19 protein-coding genes are annotated in these 17,669 nt (G+C 71.3%); 12 read left to right on the top strand and 7 right to left on the bottom strand.

The features are described from left to right. Entirely contained in the window at positions 1 to 399 is a 399-nt protein-coding gene (locus tag OOK38_RS10800) for a PLD nuclease N-terminal domain-containing protein (protein WP_266761439.1), read from the bottom strand. A gap of 88 nt (positions 400 to 487) precedes the next feature. Between OOK38_RS10800 and OOK38_RS10795 the strand changes: the two genes are divergently transcribed. From OOK38_RS10795 to OOK38_RS10760, 8 genes are all read left to right on the top strand, one after another. Beyond that, positions 488 to 1,939: a menaquinone biosynthesis decarboxylase gene (locus OOK38_RS10795; protein ID WP_266761441.1), complete on the top strand. Its 1,452-nt coding sequence runs from the start codon at positions 488 to 490 to the stop codon at positions 1,937 to 1,939. Further along, positions 1,936 to 2,838: a menaquinone biosynthesis prenyltransferase MqnP gene (mqnP, locus tag OOK38_RS10790; protein WP_266761443.1), complete on the top strand. Its 903-nt coding sequence runs from the start codon at positions 1,936 to 1,938 to the stop codon at positions 2,836 to 2,838. The genes OOK38_RS10795 and mqnP overlap by 4 nt, the downstream gene beginning before the upstream one ends. Before the next feature lie 31 nt (positions 2,839 to 2,869). Further along, positions 2,870 to 3,559: a UbiX family flavin prenyltransferase gene (locus OOK38_RS10785; RefSeq protein ID WP_266761445.1), complete on the top strand. Its 690-nt coding sequence runs from the start codon at positions 2,870 to 2,872 to the stop codon at positions 3,557 to 3,559. Between the two features lie 115 nt (positions 3,560 to 3,674). Next, positions 3,675 to 4,130 carry an Lrp/AsnC family transcriptional regulator gene (locus tag OOK38_RS10780; RefSeq protein WP_266761447.1) on the top strand — a complete coding sequence of 152 codons (456 nt, stop codon included), beginning with the start codon at positions 3,675 to 3,677 and terminating at the stop codon, positions 4,128 to 4,130. An 83-nt stretch (positions 4,131 to 4,213) separates the two neighbouring features. Then, positions 4,214 to 5,377, top strand: a complete 1,164-nt coding sequence (gene mqnE / locus OOK38_RS10775; RefSeq protein WP_266761449.1) for an aminofutalosine synthase MqnE — start codon at positions 4,214 to 4,216, stop codon at positions 5,375 to 5,377. A 1-nt stretch (position 5,378) separates the two neighbouring features. Then, on the top strand, positions 5,379 to 5,912 hold the full coding sequence (locus OOK38_RS10770) for a GNAT family N-acetyltransferase (protein ID WP_266761451.1): 534 nt from the start codon (positions 5,379 to 5,381) through the stop codon (positions 5,910 to 5,912). A gap of 84 nt (positions 5,913 to 5,996) precedes the next feature. After that, positions 5,997 to 6,302, top strand: a complete 306-nt coding sequence (locus OOK38_RS10765) for a DUF4229 domain-containing protein (RefSeq protein ID WP_266761453.1) — start codon at positions 5,997 to 5,999, stop codon at positions 6,300 to 6,302. 80 nt (positions 6,303 to 6,382) lie between these two features. Further along, positions 6,383 to 7,066 (top strand): TetR/AcrR family transcriptional regulator, encoded by a 684-nt coding sequence (locus OOK38_RS10760; RefSeq protein ID WP_266761454.1) that lies wholly within the window; start codon positions 6,383 to 6,385, stop codon positions 7,064 to 7,066. A gap of 39 nt (positions 7,067 to 7,105) precedes the next feature. On the opposite strand, the gene OOK38_RS10755 is transcribed toward OOK38_RS10760, so the two are convergent. Both OOK38_RS10755 and OOK38_RS10750 read right to left on the bottom strand, forming a co-directional pair. Further along, positions 7,106 to 8,398, bottom strand: a complete 1,293-nt coding sequence (locus OOK38_RS10755) for a DUF6716 putative glycosyltransferase (RefSeq protein WP_266848374.1) — start codon at positions 8,396 to 8,398, stop codon at positions 7,106 to 7,108. A gap of 209 nt (positions 8,399 to 8,607) precedes the next feature. Beyond that, positions 8,608 to 9,498 (bottom strand): MaoC/PaaZ C-terminal domain-containing protein, encoded by an 891-nt coding sequence (locus OOK38_RS10750; protein ID WP_266761457.1) that lies wholly within the window; start codon positions 9,496 to 9,498, stop codon positions 8,608 to 8,610. A gap of 393 nt (positions 9,499 to 9,891) precedes the next feature. Between OOK38_RS10750 and OOK38_RS10745 the strand changes: the two genes are divergently transcribed. After that, positions 9,892 to 11,793 carry a long-chain fatty acid--CoA ligase gene (locus OOK38_RS10745; protein WP_266761459.1) on the top strand — a complete coding sequence of 634 codons (1,902 nt, stop codon included), beginning with the start codon at positions 9,892 to 9,894 and terminating at the stop codon, positions 11,791 to 11,793. Positions 11,794 to 11,870: 77 nt separating this feature from the next. Here the strand turns inward: OOK38_RS10745 and OOK38_RS10740 are convergent, their stop codons facing one another. Together OOK38_RS10740 and OOK38_RS10735 are read right to left on the bottom strand one after the other, a co-directional pair. Further along, the gene (locus OOK38_RS10740; protein WP_266761461.1) at positions 11,871 to 12,194 is read right to left on the bottom strand and encodes an AzlD domain-containing protein; all 324 of its coding nucleotides are present in this window, start codon (positions 12,192 to 12,194) and stop codon (positions 11,871 to 11,873) included. Continuing rightward, positions 12,191 to 12,877 carry an AzlC family ABC transporter permease gene (locus OOK38_RS10735; RefSeq protein WP_266761463.1) on the bottom strand — a complete coding sequence of 229 codons (687 nt, stop codon included), beginning with the start codon at positions 12,875 to 12,877 and terminating at the stop codon, positions 12,191 to 12,193. Before OOK38_RS10735 ends, OOK38_RS10740 begins: the two co-directional genes overlap by 4 nt. A 68-nt stretch (positions 12,878 to 12,945) precedes the next feature. On the opposite strand from OOK38_RS10735, the gene OOK38_RS10730 reads away from it, so the two are divergent. Next, positions 12,946 to 13,524: a helix-turn-helix domain-containing protein gene (locus OOK38_RS10730; protein ID WP_266761465.1), complete on the top strand. Its 579-nt coding sequence runs from the start codon at positions 12,946 to 12,948 to the stop codon at positions 13,522 to 13,524. Between the two features lie 182 nt (positions 13,525 to 13,706). Here the strand turns inward: OOK38_RS10730 and OOK38_RS10725 are convergent, their stop codons facing one another. Then, positions 13,707 to 13,910, bottom strand: a complete 204-nt coding sequence (locus OOK38_RS10725; RefSeq protein WP_010986243.1) for a cold-shock protein — start codon at positions 13,908 to 13,910, stop codon at positions 13,707 to 13,709. Between the two features lie 343 nt (positions 13,911 to 14,253). On the opposite strand from OOK38_RS10725, the gene OOK38_RS10720 reads away from it, so the two are divergent. Both OOK38_RS10720 and OOK38_RS10715 read left to right on the top strand, forming a co-directional pair. After that, a complete protein-coding gene (locus OOK38_RS10720; protein ID WP_266761467.1) occupies positions 14,254 to 15,102 on the top strand; it encodes a menaquinone biosynthetic enzyme MqnA/MqnD family protein in 849 nt (282 codons plus the stop codon). Between the two features lie 100 nt (positions 15,103 to 15,202). Further along, on the top strand, positions 15,203 to 17,020 hold the full coding sequence (locus OOK38_RS10715; RefSeq protein WP_266765797.1) for a serine/threonine protein kinase: 1,818 nt from the start codon (positions 15,203 to 15,205) through the stop codon (positions 17,018 to 17,020). 15 nt (positions 17,021 to 17,035) lie between these two features. On the opposite strand, the gene OOK38_RS10710 is transcribed toward OOK38_RS10715, so the two are convergent. Further along, positions 17,036 to 17,638 (bottom strand): hypothetical protein, encoded by a 603-nt coding sequence (locus tag OOK38_RS10710; protein WP_266761469.1) that lies wholly within the window; start codon positions 17,636 to 17,638, stop codon positions 17,036 to 17,038. Positions 17,639 to 17,669: the final 31 nt, after the last annotated feature.

Below are 17,669 nucleotides of genomic sequence, written 5' to 3'. Positions count from 1 at the left end.
TCAGGACTCTTCGTCGGACCTGCTCTGTTCCTCACGCCGCTTCAGTTCCTCCTCGCGGCGCCGCAGGTCGGCCTCCCAGTCCTTCAGGAGGGACTCGTCCTTGCCGTTCTCGGCCTTGAGGGAGTTGAGGAACTCGGGGTTGTCGTCCGGGGCGACGAACGCCGTCCGCTGGTTGCGGTGCCACTCGGAGGGGGTGGCACCGCCCGCCGGACCCCGGCGGTTGCGGCCCGCGACCAGCCAGGCGACGGGACCGACCAGCACCTCGCCGAAGAGCAGGATGATGATGACCCAGACCACCTTGGGCAGGCCCCTGACCTCTTCCTCCGGCGTGTTCAGGCAGTCGATGAAGGCGTAGATCCACAGCGCCAGGACCAGCAGGAACGGCAGATACCTGAGCATGGCCGAACGATCCCCCAGTGAGCGACGGCGGGGCGGCACGGGGCCCCGGTGACGGGCACAGGTTAGCGGGTGGCCGATACTTGGACACATGGCTTACGACGATCTTCGCTCCCTGCTGAGGGCGCTGGAGCGCGAGGGAGACCTCAAGCGCATCAAGGCCGAGGTGGATCCGTACCTGGAGGTCGGGGAGATCGTCGACCGGGTGCAGAAGGCGGGCGGGCCCGCGCTGCTCTTCGAGAACGTGCGCGGGTCGGCGATGCCGCTCGCGATGAACGTCTTCGGTACCGACCGGCGCCTGCTGAAGGCCCTCGGGCTGAAGTCGTACGCCGAGATCTCCGAGAAGATCGGCGGACTGCTCCGGCCGGAGCTGCCGCACGGCTTCGTGGGCGTGCGCGAGGCCTTCGGGAAGCTCGGCGCGATGGCGCACGTACCGCCGAAGAAGGTCAAGGACGCGCCGGTGCAGGAGGTGGTGCTGCGCGGCGACGACGTCGACCTCGACGCCCTGCCCGCCCTGTTCACCTGGCCCGATGACGGCGGCTCCTTCTTCAATCTCGGGCTCACCCACACCAAGGACCCCGAGTCCGGCATCCGCAATCTCGGCCTCTACCGGCTCCAGCGTCACGACAAGCGCACCATCGGCATGCACTGGCAGATCCACAAGGACAGCCGGAACCACTACCAGGTGGCGGCCCGCAGGGGAGAGCGGCTGCCGGTGGCGATCGCCTTCGGATGTCCGCCCGCCGTGACGTACGCCTCCACCGCCCCGCTGCCCGGTGACATCGACGAGTACCTCTTCGCCGGGTTCCTCCAGGGCAAGCGGATCGAGATGGTCGACTGCAAGACCGTGCCGCTCCAGGTGCCCGCGAACGCCGAGGTCGTCCTCGAAGGCTGGCTGGAGCCGGGCGAGATGCTGCCCGAGGGGCCGTTCGGCGACCACACCGGGTTCTACACCCCGCAGGAGCCGTTCCCGGCGCTGACCATCGACTGCGTGACGATGCGGAAGCGGCCGCTGCTCCAGTCCATCGTGGTGGGCCGGCCTCCCACGGAGGACGGGCCCCTGGGCCGGGCGACGGAGCGGTTCTTCCTGCCCCTGCTGAAGATCATCGTGCCGGACATCGTGGACTACCACCTGCCGGAGGCGGGCGGTTTCCACAACTGCGCGATCGTCGCGATCGACAAGAAGTACCCCAAGCACGCCCAGAAGGTGATGCACGCCATCTGGGGCGCCCACATGATGTCCCTGACGAAGCTCATCGTGGTCGTCGACTCCGACTGCGACGTCCACGATCTGCACGAGGTCGCCTGGCGCGCGCTCGGCAACACGGACTACGGACGTGACCTCACCGTCGTCGAAGGCCCGGTCGACCACCTCGACCACGCCTCCTACCAGCAGTTCTGGGGCGGCAAGGCGGGCATCGACGCGACGAAGAAGTGGCCCGAGGAGGGCTACACCCGGGACGGCGGCTGGCCCGAGATGGTGCTGTCCGACCCGGAGACGGCGGCGAAGGTCGACCGCCGTTGGAAGGAGTACGGGCTGTGAGTTCAGCTTCCGCGGCGCTTCCGCAGCCGGGCCGCACCAAGGCGTTCCTGCGCCTCGTCATGATCGAGCACTCGGTGTTCGCGCTCCCCTTCGCGTACATCGCGGCGCTGACCGCGATGTTCGCGTGGGACAAGAACATCCACTGGGGAAAGCTGCTCCTCGTCACCGTCGCGATGGTGGGCCTGCGCACCTTCGCCATGGCGGCGAACCGGATCATCGACCGCGAGATCGACGCCCGCAACCCCCGTACGGCCCATCGTGAACTGGTCACCGGCGCGATGAGCGTGAAGCACGCCTGGACGGGCGCGCTGGTCGCCCTGGTGGTCTTCCTCGCCGCGGCGGCGCTGCTGAACCCGCTGTGCCTGGCGCTGGCGCCCATCGCGGTCATCCCGATGGTCGTCTACCCGTACGGCAAGCGGTTCACGAACTTCCCGCAGGCCATCCTGGGGCTCGCCCAGGCGATGGGCCCGATCGGCGCCTGGATCGCCGTCACCGGCACCTGGTCCTGGGACGCCGTCGTCCTCGGTCTCGCGGTCGGCGTGTGGATCGGCGGCTTCGACCTGATCTACGCCTGCCAGGACGTCGAGACCGACCGCGAGATCGGCGTGATGTCGGTCCCGGCGCGCTTCGGCATCCCGGCCGCGGTCCGGGGCGCGCGGGCCTGCCACGCGGTGACGACGGCGCTCTTCGTCTGGTACGGGGCGGCCACCGGCGCGGGTGCCTTCTTCTGGCTCGGCCTGGTGATCGTCGCGGGAGCCTTCCTCTACGAGCACTCCATCGTGAAGCCGCACGACCTCACCCGTCTGAACAGGGCGTTCTTCCAAGTCAACGGCTTCATCGGCATCGCTCTGTTCGTCTGCGCCCTGCTCGATCTTCTGGTGCGCGGGCTCACGGTCTGAATCCGGGCGGTGGCCGGATAGGCTCGACATCATGAAGCCAGGACAGACGCAGCGCCGGCCTTGGATCGTGGGGGTGTCCGGCGCGTCCGGTACGCCGTATGCGGCCGCGGTGCTGCGTTCGCTGCTGGAAGCGGGGGAGAGCGTCGACCTGGTCGTCAGCAGGGCCTCGCGGCTCACGCTGCTCGACGAGACCGGCCTCCCGTTCCGCGACGCCCACTGGCGGGACGACCTGCGCGAGTGGCTGGCGCGCGGCGCCGACGGCAAGCCCGGCACCTTCGACGCCTTCGAGGAGCATCTCGACGGCGTACGGCACTGGAGCGCGGGCGACCTGGCGGCGGGGCCCTCGTCGGGCTCGTACCCGGCCAAGGGGATGCTCATCGTGCCCGCGTCCACCGCCTGTGTGGCCGGAGTCGCCCTCGGCCTCTCCAAGGACCTGCTGCAGCGGGCCGCGAGCGTCACGCTCAAGGAGGGGCGCAAGCTGGTCGTCGCCGTGCGGGAGACCCCGCTGAACGGGCAGACGCTGCGTCACCTGGTCTCCCTGGACGACGCGGGCGCGATCGTCCTGCCCGCCTCGCCGGCGTTCTACGCGGGCGCCACGCACATCCAGGACCTGGTGGACTTCGTCGCCGGGCGGGTCCTCGACGCGGCGGGCGTCGAACACGCGCTGTACCGCCGGTGGAAGGGCGAACTCGGGGGCGGTTCCCGGGGCGACACCACCTGAGGGACGCGCCCGGGGCGCCGGGCACCATCAGCAGTTCAGGACCTCTTCGGACCTCTCGACATCTCTCAGACTTCTCAGACCTCTCAAGACCTTTTCAGTGGAAGGCTTCGATCGCATGGACGCGGTGGACAGGCAGCTCATCCAGGCCCTGAGGGAGAACGGCCGGGCCTCCTACGCGGAGCTGGGGCGCCTCGTCGGTCTGTCGGGACCCAGTGTCACCGACCGCATCAACCGGCTGGAGGCGGCCGGTGTCATCACCGGATACCGCGCGACGGTCGACTCGGCCTCGCTCGGCCTCGGCGTCACCGCCCTGATCGGCATCTCGCTCTCCGACGCCGCCGACCACGAGGACGTGGCCCGGCGTCTGCGCGACCTCAGCGAGATCGAGGACTGCTGGTTCATCGCGGGCGACGACTCGTTCATGCTCAAGGTGCGGTCGAGCGACGTCGACGGTCTGGAGAAGACCATCCGGCGCCTGTCGGGCACCAAGGGTGTCTCCCGTACCCGTACGACGATCGTGCTCTCCACGAAGTGGGAGAACCGGGTCGGAGAGCTGCCCGAGGAGGAGTAGGCGCGAAGCCCCTGGTGGGGCCCCGACCGCCGAAAGGCGGGGGAGTACGGTTGGCAGGGTTCGTCACAGGGAGAGGTAAACGCATGGATGTCGGGCTCAAGCGCGAGCTGGAGGACAAGGTCCGGGCCGGTGAGCGGCTCACCCGCGAGGACGGCATCGCGCTGTACGAGTCGGACGACCTGGCCTGGCTCGGCGGGCTCGCGCACGAGGTGCGCACGAGGAAGAACGGCGACGTCGTCCACTTCAACGTCAACCGTCACCTCAACATGACGAACGTGTGCACCGCGTCCTGCGCGTACTGCTCGTTCCAGCGCAAGCCGGGCGAGAAGGACGCGTACACGATGCGCATCGAGGAGGCCGTCCGTCTCGCCAAGTCGATGGAGGGCGAGAACCTCACCGAGCTGCACATCGTCAACGGCCTGCACCCGAACCTGCCGTGGCGCTACTACCCGCGCTCGCTCAGCGAGCTGAAGAAGGCGCTCCCGGACGTCTCGCTGAAGGCGTTCACGGCCACCGAGATCCATCACTTCGAGACCATCTCGGGTCTGTCGGCCTCGGAGATCCTCGACGAGCTGATCGAGGCCGGTCTGGAGTCGCTGACCGGCGGCGGCGCGGAGATCTTCGACTGGGAGGTCCGCCAGCACATCGTCGACCACCGCACCCACTGGGAGGACTGGTCGCGCATCCACCGGCTCGCGCACGAGAAGGGTCTCAAGACCCCGTGCACGATGCTGTACGGGCACATCGAGGAGCCCCGCCACCGCGTGGACCACGTGCTGCGGCTGCGTGAACTCCAGGACGAGACCGGCGGCTTCCAGGTCTTCATCCCGCTGCGCTACCAGCACGACTTCGTGGACATGCAGGACGGCAAGGTCAGGAACCGCCTCCAGGCGCGCACCCAGATGGCGACCGGCGCCGAGGCCCTGAAGACCTTCGCGGTCTCCCGGCTGCTCTTCGACAACGTCCCGCACGTCAAGGTCTTCTGGGTCATGCACGGCGTCCAGACCGCGCAGCTCGCGCTCCAGCACGGCGCCGACGACATGGACGGCTCGGTCGTCGAGTACAAGATCACGCACGACGCCGACAACTACGGCACCCCGAACAAGCTGACCCGCGAGGACCTCCTCGACCTGATCCGCGACGCCGGTTTCCGCCCCGTCGAGCGCAACACGCGGTACGAGATCATCCGCGAGTACGACGGACCGGACCCGGCGCGCCGCGAGTCGCCGCAGCCCATGCGGGTCTGACGTGGGGCTGGTCTTCGAACTGGACCCGGCGGTCACCCCTGCCCTGCGGGACGGGGTGGTCGCCCTCTGGGCGGACGTCTCGAACGCGGGCGGCTCCGTCGGCTTCGTGCCGCCGGTGACCGCCGGCGACGTACGCCCCGAACTCGTGAAGCACTTCGTCGCCATGGCGGAGGGCCGCACCCGGCTCCTGGTCGGGCGGGACGAGGAGGGCGGCGTCGCCTCGACCGCCTTCCTCACCCACAACACCCACCGGCTGATGAAGCACTGGGTCTGGCTGTACACCGTGATGGTGCACCCCCGGCATCAGGGCAAGGGGTACGGCCGGGACCTGCTCGCCGCGGCCGAGGAGGCCGCGGGCCGCCTCGACGGCGTCGAGGCGATCCGGCTGACCTGCCGGGGCGGGGAGGGGCTGGAGCGCTTCTACGCCTCCTGCGGCTACAAGGAGGTCGGGCGGGTGCCCGGCGCGATCCGCGTCGCGCCCGGCGACGAGCGGGACGACATCACCATGCTGCTGTCCCTCGCACTCCGCGACTGAGGACCCCCTGCAAGATCGCGGTCCCGTCGTGCTTCACTGGACGGGACCCCTTTGGGAACGTTCGGAACGGAAGAGTGGATTGAGATGCTCCGCTACACACTGATGCGCCTCGGGATCTTCGTAGGCTGCCTCGTGGTCGTCTGGGGCCTCGTCTACTCGGGCATCGCCCCGCGCGGCCTGGGCGACTCCAACTACATGTGGGTCGTCCTGCTGTCCTTGGTGATCTCCGCGCCGATCAGCTTCGTCGTCCTGCGAGGGGAGCGCGACCGCGCCTCGGCCCAGGTCGTCGCCCGCGTGGACCGCGCCAAGGCCAACCTGGAGCGCAACCGCAACCAGGAGGACGCCGCCGTCGACGAGGCCTCCCACGGCACCCGGACCCAGGCCTCCTGACGCTCCCGCACCCCCGGAGCCGGGCCTCCTGAAGCTCCGGTGCGTCCGGCCCGGCGCCGGCCGATCGTAGGCTTGCCCGCATGGGTGCTGTGAAGAACAAGCGGATGCCGCGCGCGGTACGCGAACAGCAGATGCTGGACGCGGCCGTACGGACCTTCGGACAGCGTGGGTACCGGGCCGCGTCGATGGACGAGATCGCCGAACTGGCGGGCGTGTCCAAGCCGTTGGTGTATCTCTACCTGAACTCGAAGGAAGACCTGTTCACCGCGTGCATCCGGCGTGAGGCCAAGGCGCTCACCGCCGCCGTCCGTGCCGGTGTCCGGCACGGAATTCCCGCCGACCGGCAACTCTGGGAAGGGCTGCGGGCGTTCTTCACCCACACCGCCGAGAACCCGGACGGCTGGGCCGTCCTGCATCTGCAGGCCCGCACGCACGGGGAGCCCTTCGCGGCCGAGGTCTTCGCGATGCGCGAGGAACTGGTCCAGTTCGTCACGCAGTTGATCGTCGTCGCCGCGCGTGAGGCGCACCGCGATCCGTCGCTGCCCGCGCGGGAGGTCGCCGGGCTCGCGGAGGCACTGGTCGGCGCGGCCGAGTCCCTCGCCGCGTGGGCCAACACCACCCCGGGCGTCTCGGCCCGGCAGGCCGCCGCCACCCTGATGAACTTCGCCTGGGCGGGACTCGGCACGCTGATGCAGGGACGGCCGTGGTCCCCGCCGGCCACGGGCGTCCCGGAGATCCCGCCCCAGCCCGCCGCGGAGGTCTGACCCCCGGCCGGGCGGCCTCCGGTCCGCGCCGGGCGCCGGTCAGGCCTGGCCCCAGCGCCTCAGCGTCGGGGCGACCCTCTCGCGGCCCACGCGGTAGAGGGACTTGGCGCCGCTGCGCGCGGCCCGGCGGACGACCGCCCGCAGCGGGCCCGCGCCGCCCCCGCCCGGCACGAGCGCCGGCGGCCTGCCCTTCTCGTCGAGCCCGTTGCGCTCCAGGATGCCGCCGAGGTACGCCCCCGCCCGCTGCGGCGAGTAGTACGGCCGCAGCGCGGGAAGCCGGCCCGCGGCGCCCAGCGCGGCGATGCGGGCGCGGGCGGCGCCGTACGGATCGGTCTTGCCGATGCCCTGCCGTGCCGCCCAGGCCGGGTCGACGCGGGGCAGCGCGCCCGCGTCCAGGTCGTCCCAGGACGCGAGGCAGCCGGAGTGCACGAAGTAGTGGTTGCCGTGGGCCTCGCGGACCCCGAAGTCGGTGAGGATCGCTGTCGGGATGTTCCGGTGCATCGACTCCAGGGCGGCCGTCGAGCTGACCGTCACCAACAGGTCGGTCCGGCCCAGGACTTCGCCCATGTTGCCGTAGACGAGCCGCAGGTTGGCGGGGGCCGGCTCGGTGAGTCTCTCGATGAGCACCTGGTAGGGATCGGCCTCGACGTGCGTGGTGTGTTCGCCCGGGAGGCTGCGCAGTTTCATCAGCACCAGCCGGTCGGGGCGGCGTCGCGCGTGGGCCGCCGCCCGCTCCAGCAGCTTCAGCCGGGATTCCCGGCCCTTGGGCACCGACGGCTGGACGGCGAAGGTGAGCGTGAACGGCCGGTCCGTGGACGGGACGTACGGTTCCCCGTCCAGGAAGGGGAGCGCGCACTCCACCACCGAGTCCGGATCGACGCCGACACTCGCGAACGCGGAACGGAAACGCTCCGCGTCGTACGCGCTGTTGGCGAGCACGACATCGGTGCCGGCCCGGGTCATCAGGCCGTCGACCATCTTCTCGTACACGACCCCGACGTATCCGGTGACGGTGACCGGCCTCCGGTCCCGTCCCTCCCACGCGATCCCCAGGCTGTGGGTGAGCGCGAGCGTCGTACCGCCCGCGGTGGCCAGGACGATCACGTCGGCCGCGGCGAACTCCTCGTCGTCGACCAGTTCGGCAGCCGTGACCTCGCGCCGGGTGTCCGGCACGATCCCGATCTCCGCCAGCTGGCGTTCCGTCGGGGTGGCCCGGGTGCGCAGGAAGACCGCGTCGAGGGCGTGCTCGGGAGCGATCCGGCGTGCGACGGAAGCGCCCCACTTCCAGCGGGTGTCGGAGTCGGCGAGTACGGCGATTCGTCTGGGGGCCATGGTTCGGGAGCCCTTCCTGGCGGTGGTCCGGGGGAGTGGACCGAGGCTAGGAAGGATGTCTGAGGGTGGGATGAGGGGCTGCTTGAAAGGACCTTGGTTGACTGGGTGCGGACTGTGAGAGCTTTCTCGACGCGGCTCTCCTGCCTGGGAGTTGTCGAGCCGGGGCAGCCCCGGGCGGGGCATCCCGCCATGCGGTGTTCGCCCGGAGTTCACTCGCTCCGCGGGTGGATCGGCCGTACGTCGCCGGTCAGATGGACCAGCTCGCCCGCCCGGAGCTCGAACGAGGGGCCCCGCACGGCGTACGTCACCGTCCCGGGGAGCGGGACCGGCGCCCTGAACTCGGCCCGCACACCCACCGCTTCCTGCGGCCCGTACTCGGCGAGACAGCGGGCGACGGTCCACATGCCGTGCGCGATGGCGCGCGGGAAGCCGAAGAGGCGGGCGGTGAGGGGGTGCAGATGGATGGGGTTGCGGTCCCCGGAGACGGCGCCGTAGCGACGGCCGACGTCCTGGGCGAGGTGCCACTCGGCGACGGCCGGCAGTGACGTCGGCTCCTTCGGCGAGGCGTTCCGCGGGGTCTTCTCCCGGGAGCGGTGCCGGGCGAGGTAGGTGCTCCTCGACTCCCACACGAGTCTGCCGTGGCTCCGCGCCTCGGTCAGCACGGTCGCCTCGGTGCCCCGCCGGTGCGGCGCCAGTCCCTCGACCAGCACGGCGAGTTCGTACTCCGCGGTCGCCGCGGGCTCCTGGTGCTGGGTGATCTCGATCGATGTGTGCACCAGTCCGAGCAGCGGCAGCGGGAACGCGCGCGCCGCCATGATCCGCATGGCCAGCGGAAAGGCGAGCACATGCGGATACGTGACCGGCAGGACGTCCGCGCCGGTCGCGAACCCGCACACCCGCTCGTACGCGGCGAGGTGGGCGAGGTCGACCCGTACACCGGAGAGGACGAGCCGGGTGGCGGGGACCGGGGCGTCCGGGCGGGGGCGCTTGAAGGGGGAGAGCACGGCGCCGCGGGCTAGCAGCGGGGTGAGCGAGGGAGGAGCGGTGAGGGTCCGGGTCCGGGGCTCGGCGCCGGCGAAGCTCGGACAGCGGTCGGCCATTGTTCAGCTCCCAGCTCGGACGTAAATTTACTCTGGAGTAAGTTACCCAGGGTAAGGCTACGTCAGGGGGGAGGGGCGGGTCGAGACGGGTCACCGCGCCCTCCGGGGGCGGACCCTCGGCGAGGGGTTCCGGAGCCGCTCTTTCGCGGGCGGGCGGAGCCGGGGCGGCGGGGGTGCGAGGGGGCACAGCTACCCCGGGTAACCCGCACCTCGCCCGCCCCAAAGCGTCACAAACCCCACACTCCCGGGCCGTAGGATCCCCGTTTCACCGGGTTGCCGAGACCCCTGAACCCCCCACTCTCCAGGGCCGTACGAGGATGCGCGCCCCGCGCTCCTCCGAGCCCGCACACGCCTTGCACCCGCCCCGGCCTCCGGCCGACAAGGAGCCGCCTCGTGTCCAGCCCGTACTCCCACGACTCCGCCCCTCCGCTCCCGGAGCCCGAGATCAGGCGGCTGGACGGCGTCGTGCGCGAGGTCGCGGTGCCGCCGATCGCGGGGCAGGTGACGCACGGCTCCCTAGCGGACATCCCGTTCGACAACGCGGTCGCGGCCCCGCGTGAGGCGGTCCTCAGCCGGAAGGCGCCGGACGGCGGCTGGACGGACGTGACCGCCGCCGAGTTCGCCGATCAGGTGCTGGCGGTGGCCAAGGGGCTGATCGCGGAGGGGCTCGTGCCGGGCGACCGGATCGCCATCATGGCCCGGACGACGTACGAGTGGACGCTCCTCGACTTCGCCGCCTGGGCCGCGGGCCTGGTCACCGTGCCCGTCTATCCGACCTCCTCCGCCTTCCAGACCCGCTGGATCCTCCAGGACTCGGGGGCCGTCGCCCTCGCCGTCGAGTCCGTGGCGCAGGCCGCGACGCTCGGCCCCGAGCGCGAGCGCATCCCCGACCTCCGCCACATGTGGGTCTTCGAGAAGGGGCACGTGGAGCGCCTCGCGGAACTCGGCCGCGAGGTCCCCGACCAGGAAGTGGCCGTACGGCGCGGGGTGCTGGGCCCGGACACCGTCGCCACCCTCATCTACACCTCGGGCACCACCGGCCGCCCCAAGGGCTGTGTCCTGACCCACGGAAACTTCTTCACCGAGGTCGACAACGCGGTGGAACTGCTCTACCCGATCTTCAAGGCCCGTACCCGGGACCCCGCCTCCACCCTTCTCTTCCTCCCCCTCTCGCACGTCTTCGGCCGCATGGTGGCCGTGGCCTGTCTGCGCGCGCGGGTGAAGCTCGGCCACGCCCCGAGCCTCCAGACCGAGGACCTGCTCGCCGACCTGGCCTCCTTCCGGCCGACCTTCCTGCTGGCCATCCCGTACGTCCTGGAGAAGGTCTTCAACACCGGCCGTGCCACGGCCGAACGGATGGGCCGAGGCTCCTCGTTCGACCGGGCGGCGCGGATCGCCCAGAAGTACGGCGAGGCCCTCGAGGCGAAGCAGCACGGCACCGGTCCCGGCCCGAGCCGGAGCCTGCGCGCGGCCCGCGCCCTCTACGACCCCCTCGTCTACCGACGTATCCGCAACGCCCTCGGCGGCAGAGTCCGGCACGCCATCTGCGGTGGCTCACCGCTCGGCCGCCGGCTCGCCGCCTTCTACGCGGGCGCCGGGATCGAGATCTTCGAGGGGTACGGCCTGACGGAGACCACGGCCGCCGCGACCGTCACACCCCCGCAGAAGCCGCGCCTCGGCACGGTGGGCCGGCCCCTGCCGGGTACCCGGGTGCGGATCGCCGCCGACGGGGAGGTGCTGCTGTGCGGCGGACAGGTCTTCCGCGGCTACTGGGACCCGCACGCGGGCGGTGTGGTCGACGCCGCGCCGGACGGCTGGTTCGCGACCGGCGACATCGGTGAATTGGACGACGGCGGCTACCTCGCCATCACCGGCCGCAAGAAGGAGATCCTGATCACCGCGGGCGGCAAGAACGTCGCCCCGGCGCCCCTGCAGGACTGGCTCCGCTCCCATCCGCTGATCGCCCAGTGCATGGTCCTCGGCGACCGCCGCCCGTTCGTCTCCGCCCTGGTGACCCTGGACCCCGAGGGCATCACGCACTGGCGCCGGATGAACGGCAAGCACCCGGTTCCCGCCGAACTCGTCATGGACGACCCCGAGTTGCTGGCCATCCTGCAGCGGGCCGTCGACGAGGCCAACAAGCTCGTCTCGCGCCCCGAGTCCATCCGCCGCTTCACCGTCCTGCCCGTCGACTTCACCGAGGAGGCCGGGTACCTCACCCCCTCCATGAAGCTGCGGCGCGCGGCGATAGAGAAGGACTTCAGCAAGGAGATAGAGGCCCTGTACGCGACGTAGCCCCGGTGCGGGACGCCGCGCGGGGACCCGGCGTGATCCGTCGTTCGTTCCCTGCGACCTGATCCGAACGGCAGCCCCTAGCCGACCCCGGCCACGCGCAGCCCCGCCGTGGTGGCCGCGGCCCCCAGCACCACCACCACGAACGGGGCCCGCCGCCAGGCCAGTGCTCCGGCCGCCAGCACCCCGGCGGGCCGGGCCCACCCCGCGAAGCCGCGGGCCTCGGTGAGCGCGCCCGTGGCGAGCAGCGCGACGAGCAGGACCACCGCTCCCGCGGACAGCAACCTCCGTACCCGGGCGGAGAGTTCGACCCGCCCGTGCAGCAGCGGACCGGCCAGCCGGAAGGCGTACGTCCCGACGGCCAGGGCGAGGACGGCGGCCAGGGCCGGTGCCGAGCCGCTCATGCCGTCCTCCCGCCCAGGAGCAGCAGTCCGGTGAGGGCCATCAGCACGGGCACCCCCACCGGGACGAAGGGCGTCAGCGCCAGTGCCGCCGCGCCTCCGGCGAGTGCGGCGCGGCGTACGCCGCGGTCCCCGCGCAGGGCGGGCAGCACCAGCGCCACGAGCACCGCGGGAAACGCGGCGTCGAGTCCGTAGCGTCCGGTGTCGCCCAGCGCGCCCCCGGCGAGGGCGCCGAGCAGGACGCACAGGTTCCACGACGCGTAGAGGCCGAGCCCCGAGATCCAGAAAGCGGCCCGGCGGCGGGCGGGGTCCGGCTGGGCGAGGGTGAAGGCGACCGTCTCGTCGGTCACGAGGTGGGCGCCGATCCAGCGGGTGACGCGGCCCCGCCCGATGACGTCGGCGACGGCGAGACTGAAGGCGGCCGTGCGGGTGTTCAGCAGCAGTCCGGTGGCCGCCGCGGCGAACGGACCGCCCCCGGCGAGGAGTATCCCGACGGCGCTGAACTGGGCGGAACCCGCGTACACCAGCAGCGACATCACCACCGGGAACCACAGCGGAAGCCCTCCCGCGACGGCGATGGCCCCGAAGGAGACGCCGACGATGCCGCCGGCGAGACAGACGAGGGCCACGTCGCGCAGCAGGCGCGGGTCATGGGACGGGAGTGGTGTTCGGAGCAGCGAACGCATGTTTTCTACAATGAACAGCAAGCACCTTGTTCGTCAAGGCGAACGATCGGACCGATGGAGAGAACGACATGACCGATGACGGCTCCGGCGTCCCCCCGGCCCGCCTCCCCCTCGACTGGATCGCCGCCTCTCTGCGCCGCGAACGCGCGCGGGCCGGCCTCTCCCTGTCCGAGCTGGCCAAGCGCGCCGGGATCGCGAAGTCCACGCTGTCCCAGCTGGAGGGGGCGAGCGGCAATCCGAGCATGGAGACGCTCTGGGCGCTGGGTGTCGCGCTGGGCGTGCCGTTCAGCGCGCTGGTCGAGCCGCCGACCCCGGCCGTCCAGGTGATCCGCGCGGGGGAGGGTCCGACCGTCCACTCGGAGCAGGCGGAGTACGCGGCGACGCTGCTCTCCGCGAGTCCGCCGGGAGCCCGGCGCGACATCTACCACCTGCGGGTGGAGCCGGGTGCGGCGCGGGAATCGGAAGCGCACATTCCGGGGAGCGTGGAGCATCTGATCGTGGGCGCGGGGCGGCTGAGGGCGGGCCCGCGCGGCGAGGAGGTCGAGCTCGGCCCCGGTGACTACATGGCGTACCGGGGCGATGTGCCGCACGCGTACGAGGCGCTGGAACCCGCGACGACGTTCGTGCTCGTGATGCAGCACGTGTGACGGGTGTCCGGAAAGGCGGGAGAGCCCGGGAAGGCGGGCGGGCCCGGGAAGCGGGCGGGCCTGGGAAGGCGGGCGGGCCCGCGCCGGAGCAAAGGCAGGAGCCCCACGACCGGCTGGCGCGGGGCTCCTTGGGTACTGCTATCCGTTCCGGATCAAAGCATTGGGCTCATGGAGCCGAAGGCTTAGAGCGGGGTGACGTTCTCCGCCTGCGGGCCCTTCGGACCCTGCGTGACGTCGAAGGAAACCGACTGGTTCTCTTCGAGAGAGCGGAATCCGCTCGCGTTGATCGCGGAGTAGTGGACGAAGACGTCCGGGCCGCCGCCTTCCTGGGCAATGAAACCAAAGCCCTTTTCGGCGTTGAACCACTTCACGGTTCCGGTAGCCATAAGCCCTCCTTGGGCCCAAAGGGTTGCCCTGCTCCAGAACCTGCGATTGTGTAAACAACTGCATACGTCTGAAAACGACGAGAGCCCGCGGTCACATGCTCCGCAGGCTCTGTACTGCAAGGGAAACCAAACTGCAACTTGCGGCGAGCCTAGCACGCAGGCAGCCGAAAGCAATAGAGGCAAAGATCACGTCATCCGGAAGATCGGCCCGTACGGGCGAGGGGTCTGACATGCGTTGACTTCGGGCTGTCACAAAGGTTGACACGGAGGGTCCCGATGGTTTCCACCGGCACACGCCCACCCTGGAACCCGCTCCGTCCCGCATGAGGTCTAGCCTCGCGATGTGGACAATTCTCGCAACCGGCCGCGCGTCGGCCACATCCAGTTCCTGAACTGCCTGCCCCTCTACTGGGGGCTCGCGAGAACGGGCACGCTCCTCGACTTCGAGCTCACCAAGGACACCCCGGAGAAGCTCAGCGAGCAACTGGTGCGAGGGGATCTCGACATCGGGCCCATCACCCTCGTCGAGTTCCTCAAGCACGCCGACGAACTGGTCGCCTTCCCGGACATCGCGGTCGGCTGCGACGGCCCCGTGATGTCCTGCGTGATCGTCTCGCAGGTCCCCCTCGACCAGCTGGACGGCGCCCGCGTCGCCCTCGGCTCGACCTCGCGCACCTCCGTGCGGCTCGCGCAGCTGCTGCTGGCCGAGAAGGTCGGCGTCCGACCGTCGTACTACACGTGCCCGCCCGACCTGAGCCTGATGATGCAGGAGGCCGACGCCGCCGTCCTCATCGGCGACGCGGCGCTGCGCGCCAACCTGCTCGACGGGCCGAAGTTCGGACTCCAGGTGCACGACCTCGGCGCCCTGTGGAAGGAGTGGACGGGCCTGCCGTTCGTCTTCGCCGTGTGGGCGGCCCGGCGCGACTACCTGGAGCGCGAGCCGCTCGTCACCCGCAAGGTCCACCAGGCCTTCCTCGCCTCCCGGGACCTCTCCCTCGACGAGGTCTCCAAGGTCGCCGAGCAGGCCGCCCGGTGGGAGGCCTTCGACGAGGCCGTCCTGGAGCAGTACTTCACGACGCTCGACTTCCGCTTCGGCGGCCCGCAGCTGGAGGCGGTACGGGAGTTCGCGCGCCGCGTCGGCTCCACCACCGGGTTCCCGGCCGACGTGAACGTACGGCTCCTCCAGCCGTGAGGCGCCGACTGTCGCGGTACCGATAGTTTCGGGGCTCCGGGCGCGCACGGCACTACGCTGCTGGGCAGTGTGTACGGGGGAGGGGTGAGCCGTGGGTGCCATGCAGCCGCTCGGAGTCGACGAACCCACGGTCGTGGGGCCCTACCGGCTGCTCGGCCGACTGGGCTCCGGCGGCATGGGGCGCGTATATCTGGGACGCAGCGCGGGCGGGCGTACGGTCGCGGTCAAGATCGTGCATCCGCACTTCGCGCTCGACGAGGAGTTCCGCGCCCGCTTCCGCCGCGAGGTCGACGCCGCGCGGCGGGTGGGCGGCGCGTGGACGGCCCCCGTCCTGGACGCCGACCCGGAGGCGCCGGTCCCCTGGGTCGCCACCGGTTACGCGGCCGGCCCTTCGCTGACGGGCGCCGTCGCGGACGGCGGACCGCTTCCGGTGCACTCCGCGCGTGTTCTCGGCGCCGGGCTCGCCGAGGCGCTCGCGGCGGTCCACGCGCTCGGCCTCGTCCACCGCGACGTCAAACCCTCCAACGTCCTGCTCACCCTGGACGGCCCGCTCCTGATCGACTTCGGCATCGCCCGGGCCACGGACGGCACCGCCTCCCTGACCTCGACGGGCGTCTCGGTCGGCTCCCCGGGCTACATGTCCCCCGAGCAGATCCTCGGCAAGGGCGTCACGGGAGCCGCGGACGTCTTCTCGCTCGGCGCGGTCCTCGCGTACGCCGCGACCGGCGAGCCGCCCTTCCCCGGTGACTCCTCCGCCTCCCTCCTCTACAAGGTGGTGCACGAGGAGCCGCGACTCGACTCCCTGGACGGCGAGTTGCGCGAGCTGGTGGCGTCCTGCCTGGCCAAGGAGCCCGCGGCGCGGCCCACTCCGGGCGAGGTGGCCGTCCGGCTCGCACCGCAGGGCGCCGCCCGGCTGGTGTCGGCGGGGTGGCTGCCGGGCTCCCTGGTCGAGCAGGTGAGCCGAAGTGCCGTACAACTGCTGAACCTTGAGGCGACCGGGGCAGCCGAGGTCGCGCCCTCCGGGCCGGTGGGCTTCAGCAGCCCCTCGGTGGAGTCCGGTCCGGGTACCGCGGCGCCCGGCTCGGCCGGCGGGTTCGGGCCGGCCCCGCAGGGCTTCGGGCCGCCTCCGCCTCCGATGCCCACGTACGTCCCCGGGCAGCGCGAGAGCCGGGCCGCCGAACCCCAGGACGCGGTACACCGCGAGGGGGCGCCGGGTCACCAGCCCTACGACCGTCCGGGCAAGGTCTCCGTCAGCGTGGCCGCGACCTCCGCGCCCGGATCCGACGGGCGTGGCCGCAGGATGAGCTGCACGGTCGCCCTGGCGGTCGCCGGAGCGCTGGCGGCGGTGACCGTGGGCTCGGCGTTCCTCTTCGACCTGCTGCCGGGCGGCGGCGACACGAACGACCAGGGCAGCGCGTCGGGTGAACGTCCGTCGGCCACCGCGAGCCGGAGCGCTCCCGGCACGGGTCCCTCGGCGAGCGCGAGCGACCCCGGATCGGATGACACGGCGAGCCCTTCCGAGCCGGATTCCTCGGCGAGCGCTCCCGACCCGGACGAGCAGCCGTCCACGATCCCGGCCTCCTATCTCGGCACCTGGGAGGGCGACGGCCTCGCCCTCAACGGCACCCTCCCCATGGGCACGTTCCGCGTCACCGTCCACCAGGCCGCCGTGGGCGAGGAGTTGGGCACCTTCCGGCAGACCGACCAGATCGGCGGCATCTGCGACGACGTCCTCATCCTCAAGAAGGTCACGAAGAAGCAGATCGTCGCCACGAGCGTGGCCGAGAAGTCCAACCGCGACGTCTGCACCAAGGGCCGGCACGAGGTACGGCTCACTCCCGTCGGCAGCTCCCTCACCTACGACACGGACAACGCCGAGGCGGGGGATCCGGTGGCCAGGATGACGAAGGTCGACTGACCGGGGGCACCCGGTTCAGCCGGCCGACGCGTCCTCGCGGGCGTCCGTGACCTTGATGAGCACGGCGATCAGCGCCGCGGCGACGAGCACCGTCGAGAGCAGCCCGACCGCCCAGACCCAGGGGTACTCCTCATGGACCCAGCAGGGGTCTCCCAGGCCGTAGCACCCGGAGTCCCAGTTGCGCCGGTACCTGGGGCGCGTGGTCGCGAACACGACCAGCGCACAGAAGACACAGACGGCGAGGCCGGGCAGGGAGGCGACCACCCAGCCGAGCGAACGGAGGGGGCTCACCTTCCACTTCATCCGGGAGAGCGTCGCGATCACGGCGGCGAGCCCGAGCGGCAGTACGGCACCGACGATGGCCGCGAAGCCGTACCCGCCGCCGGGTGAGGCGGGGGCGACCCGGCCCCAGAGCTCGGGCCCCCACTCATGCTCGGTCATGGCGAACCCGGCGACCGCCACCAGACAGACCAGCAGGATCAGGCAGCCCGAGCCCGCGTCCTTCCAGGACGTCTTCTCCTTCGCCTGCTGCCACGCGGACGGCCGCTGCCGTACGTGCTCGTAGCGCAACGCCGCCCCCGCGGCCTTCCGCCGCTTCGGCTTCGCCGATCCGCTCACCGCAGCCGCCCCTCTCTTCCTTCTCCCGCTC

The organism is Streptomyces sp. NBC_00568, assembly GCF_026341855.1.
In the GTDB taxonomy this organism is placed as follows: Bacteria; Actinomycetota; Actinomycetes; order Streptomycetales; family Streptomycetaceae; genus Streptomyces.
Note: the sequence above shows the minus strand (reverse complement) of the source record. Positions and strands in the feature narration are given on the sequence as shown.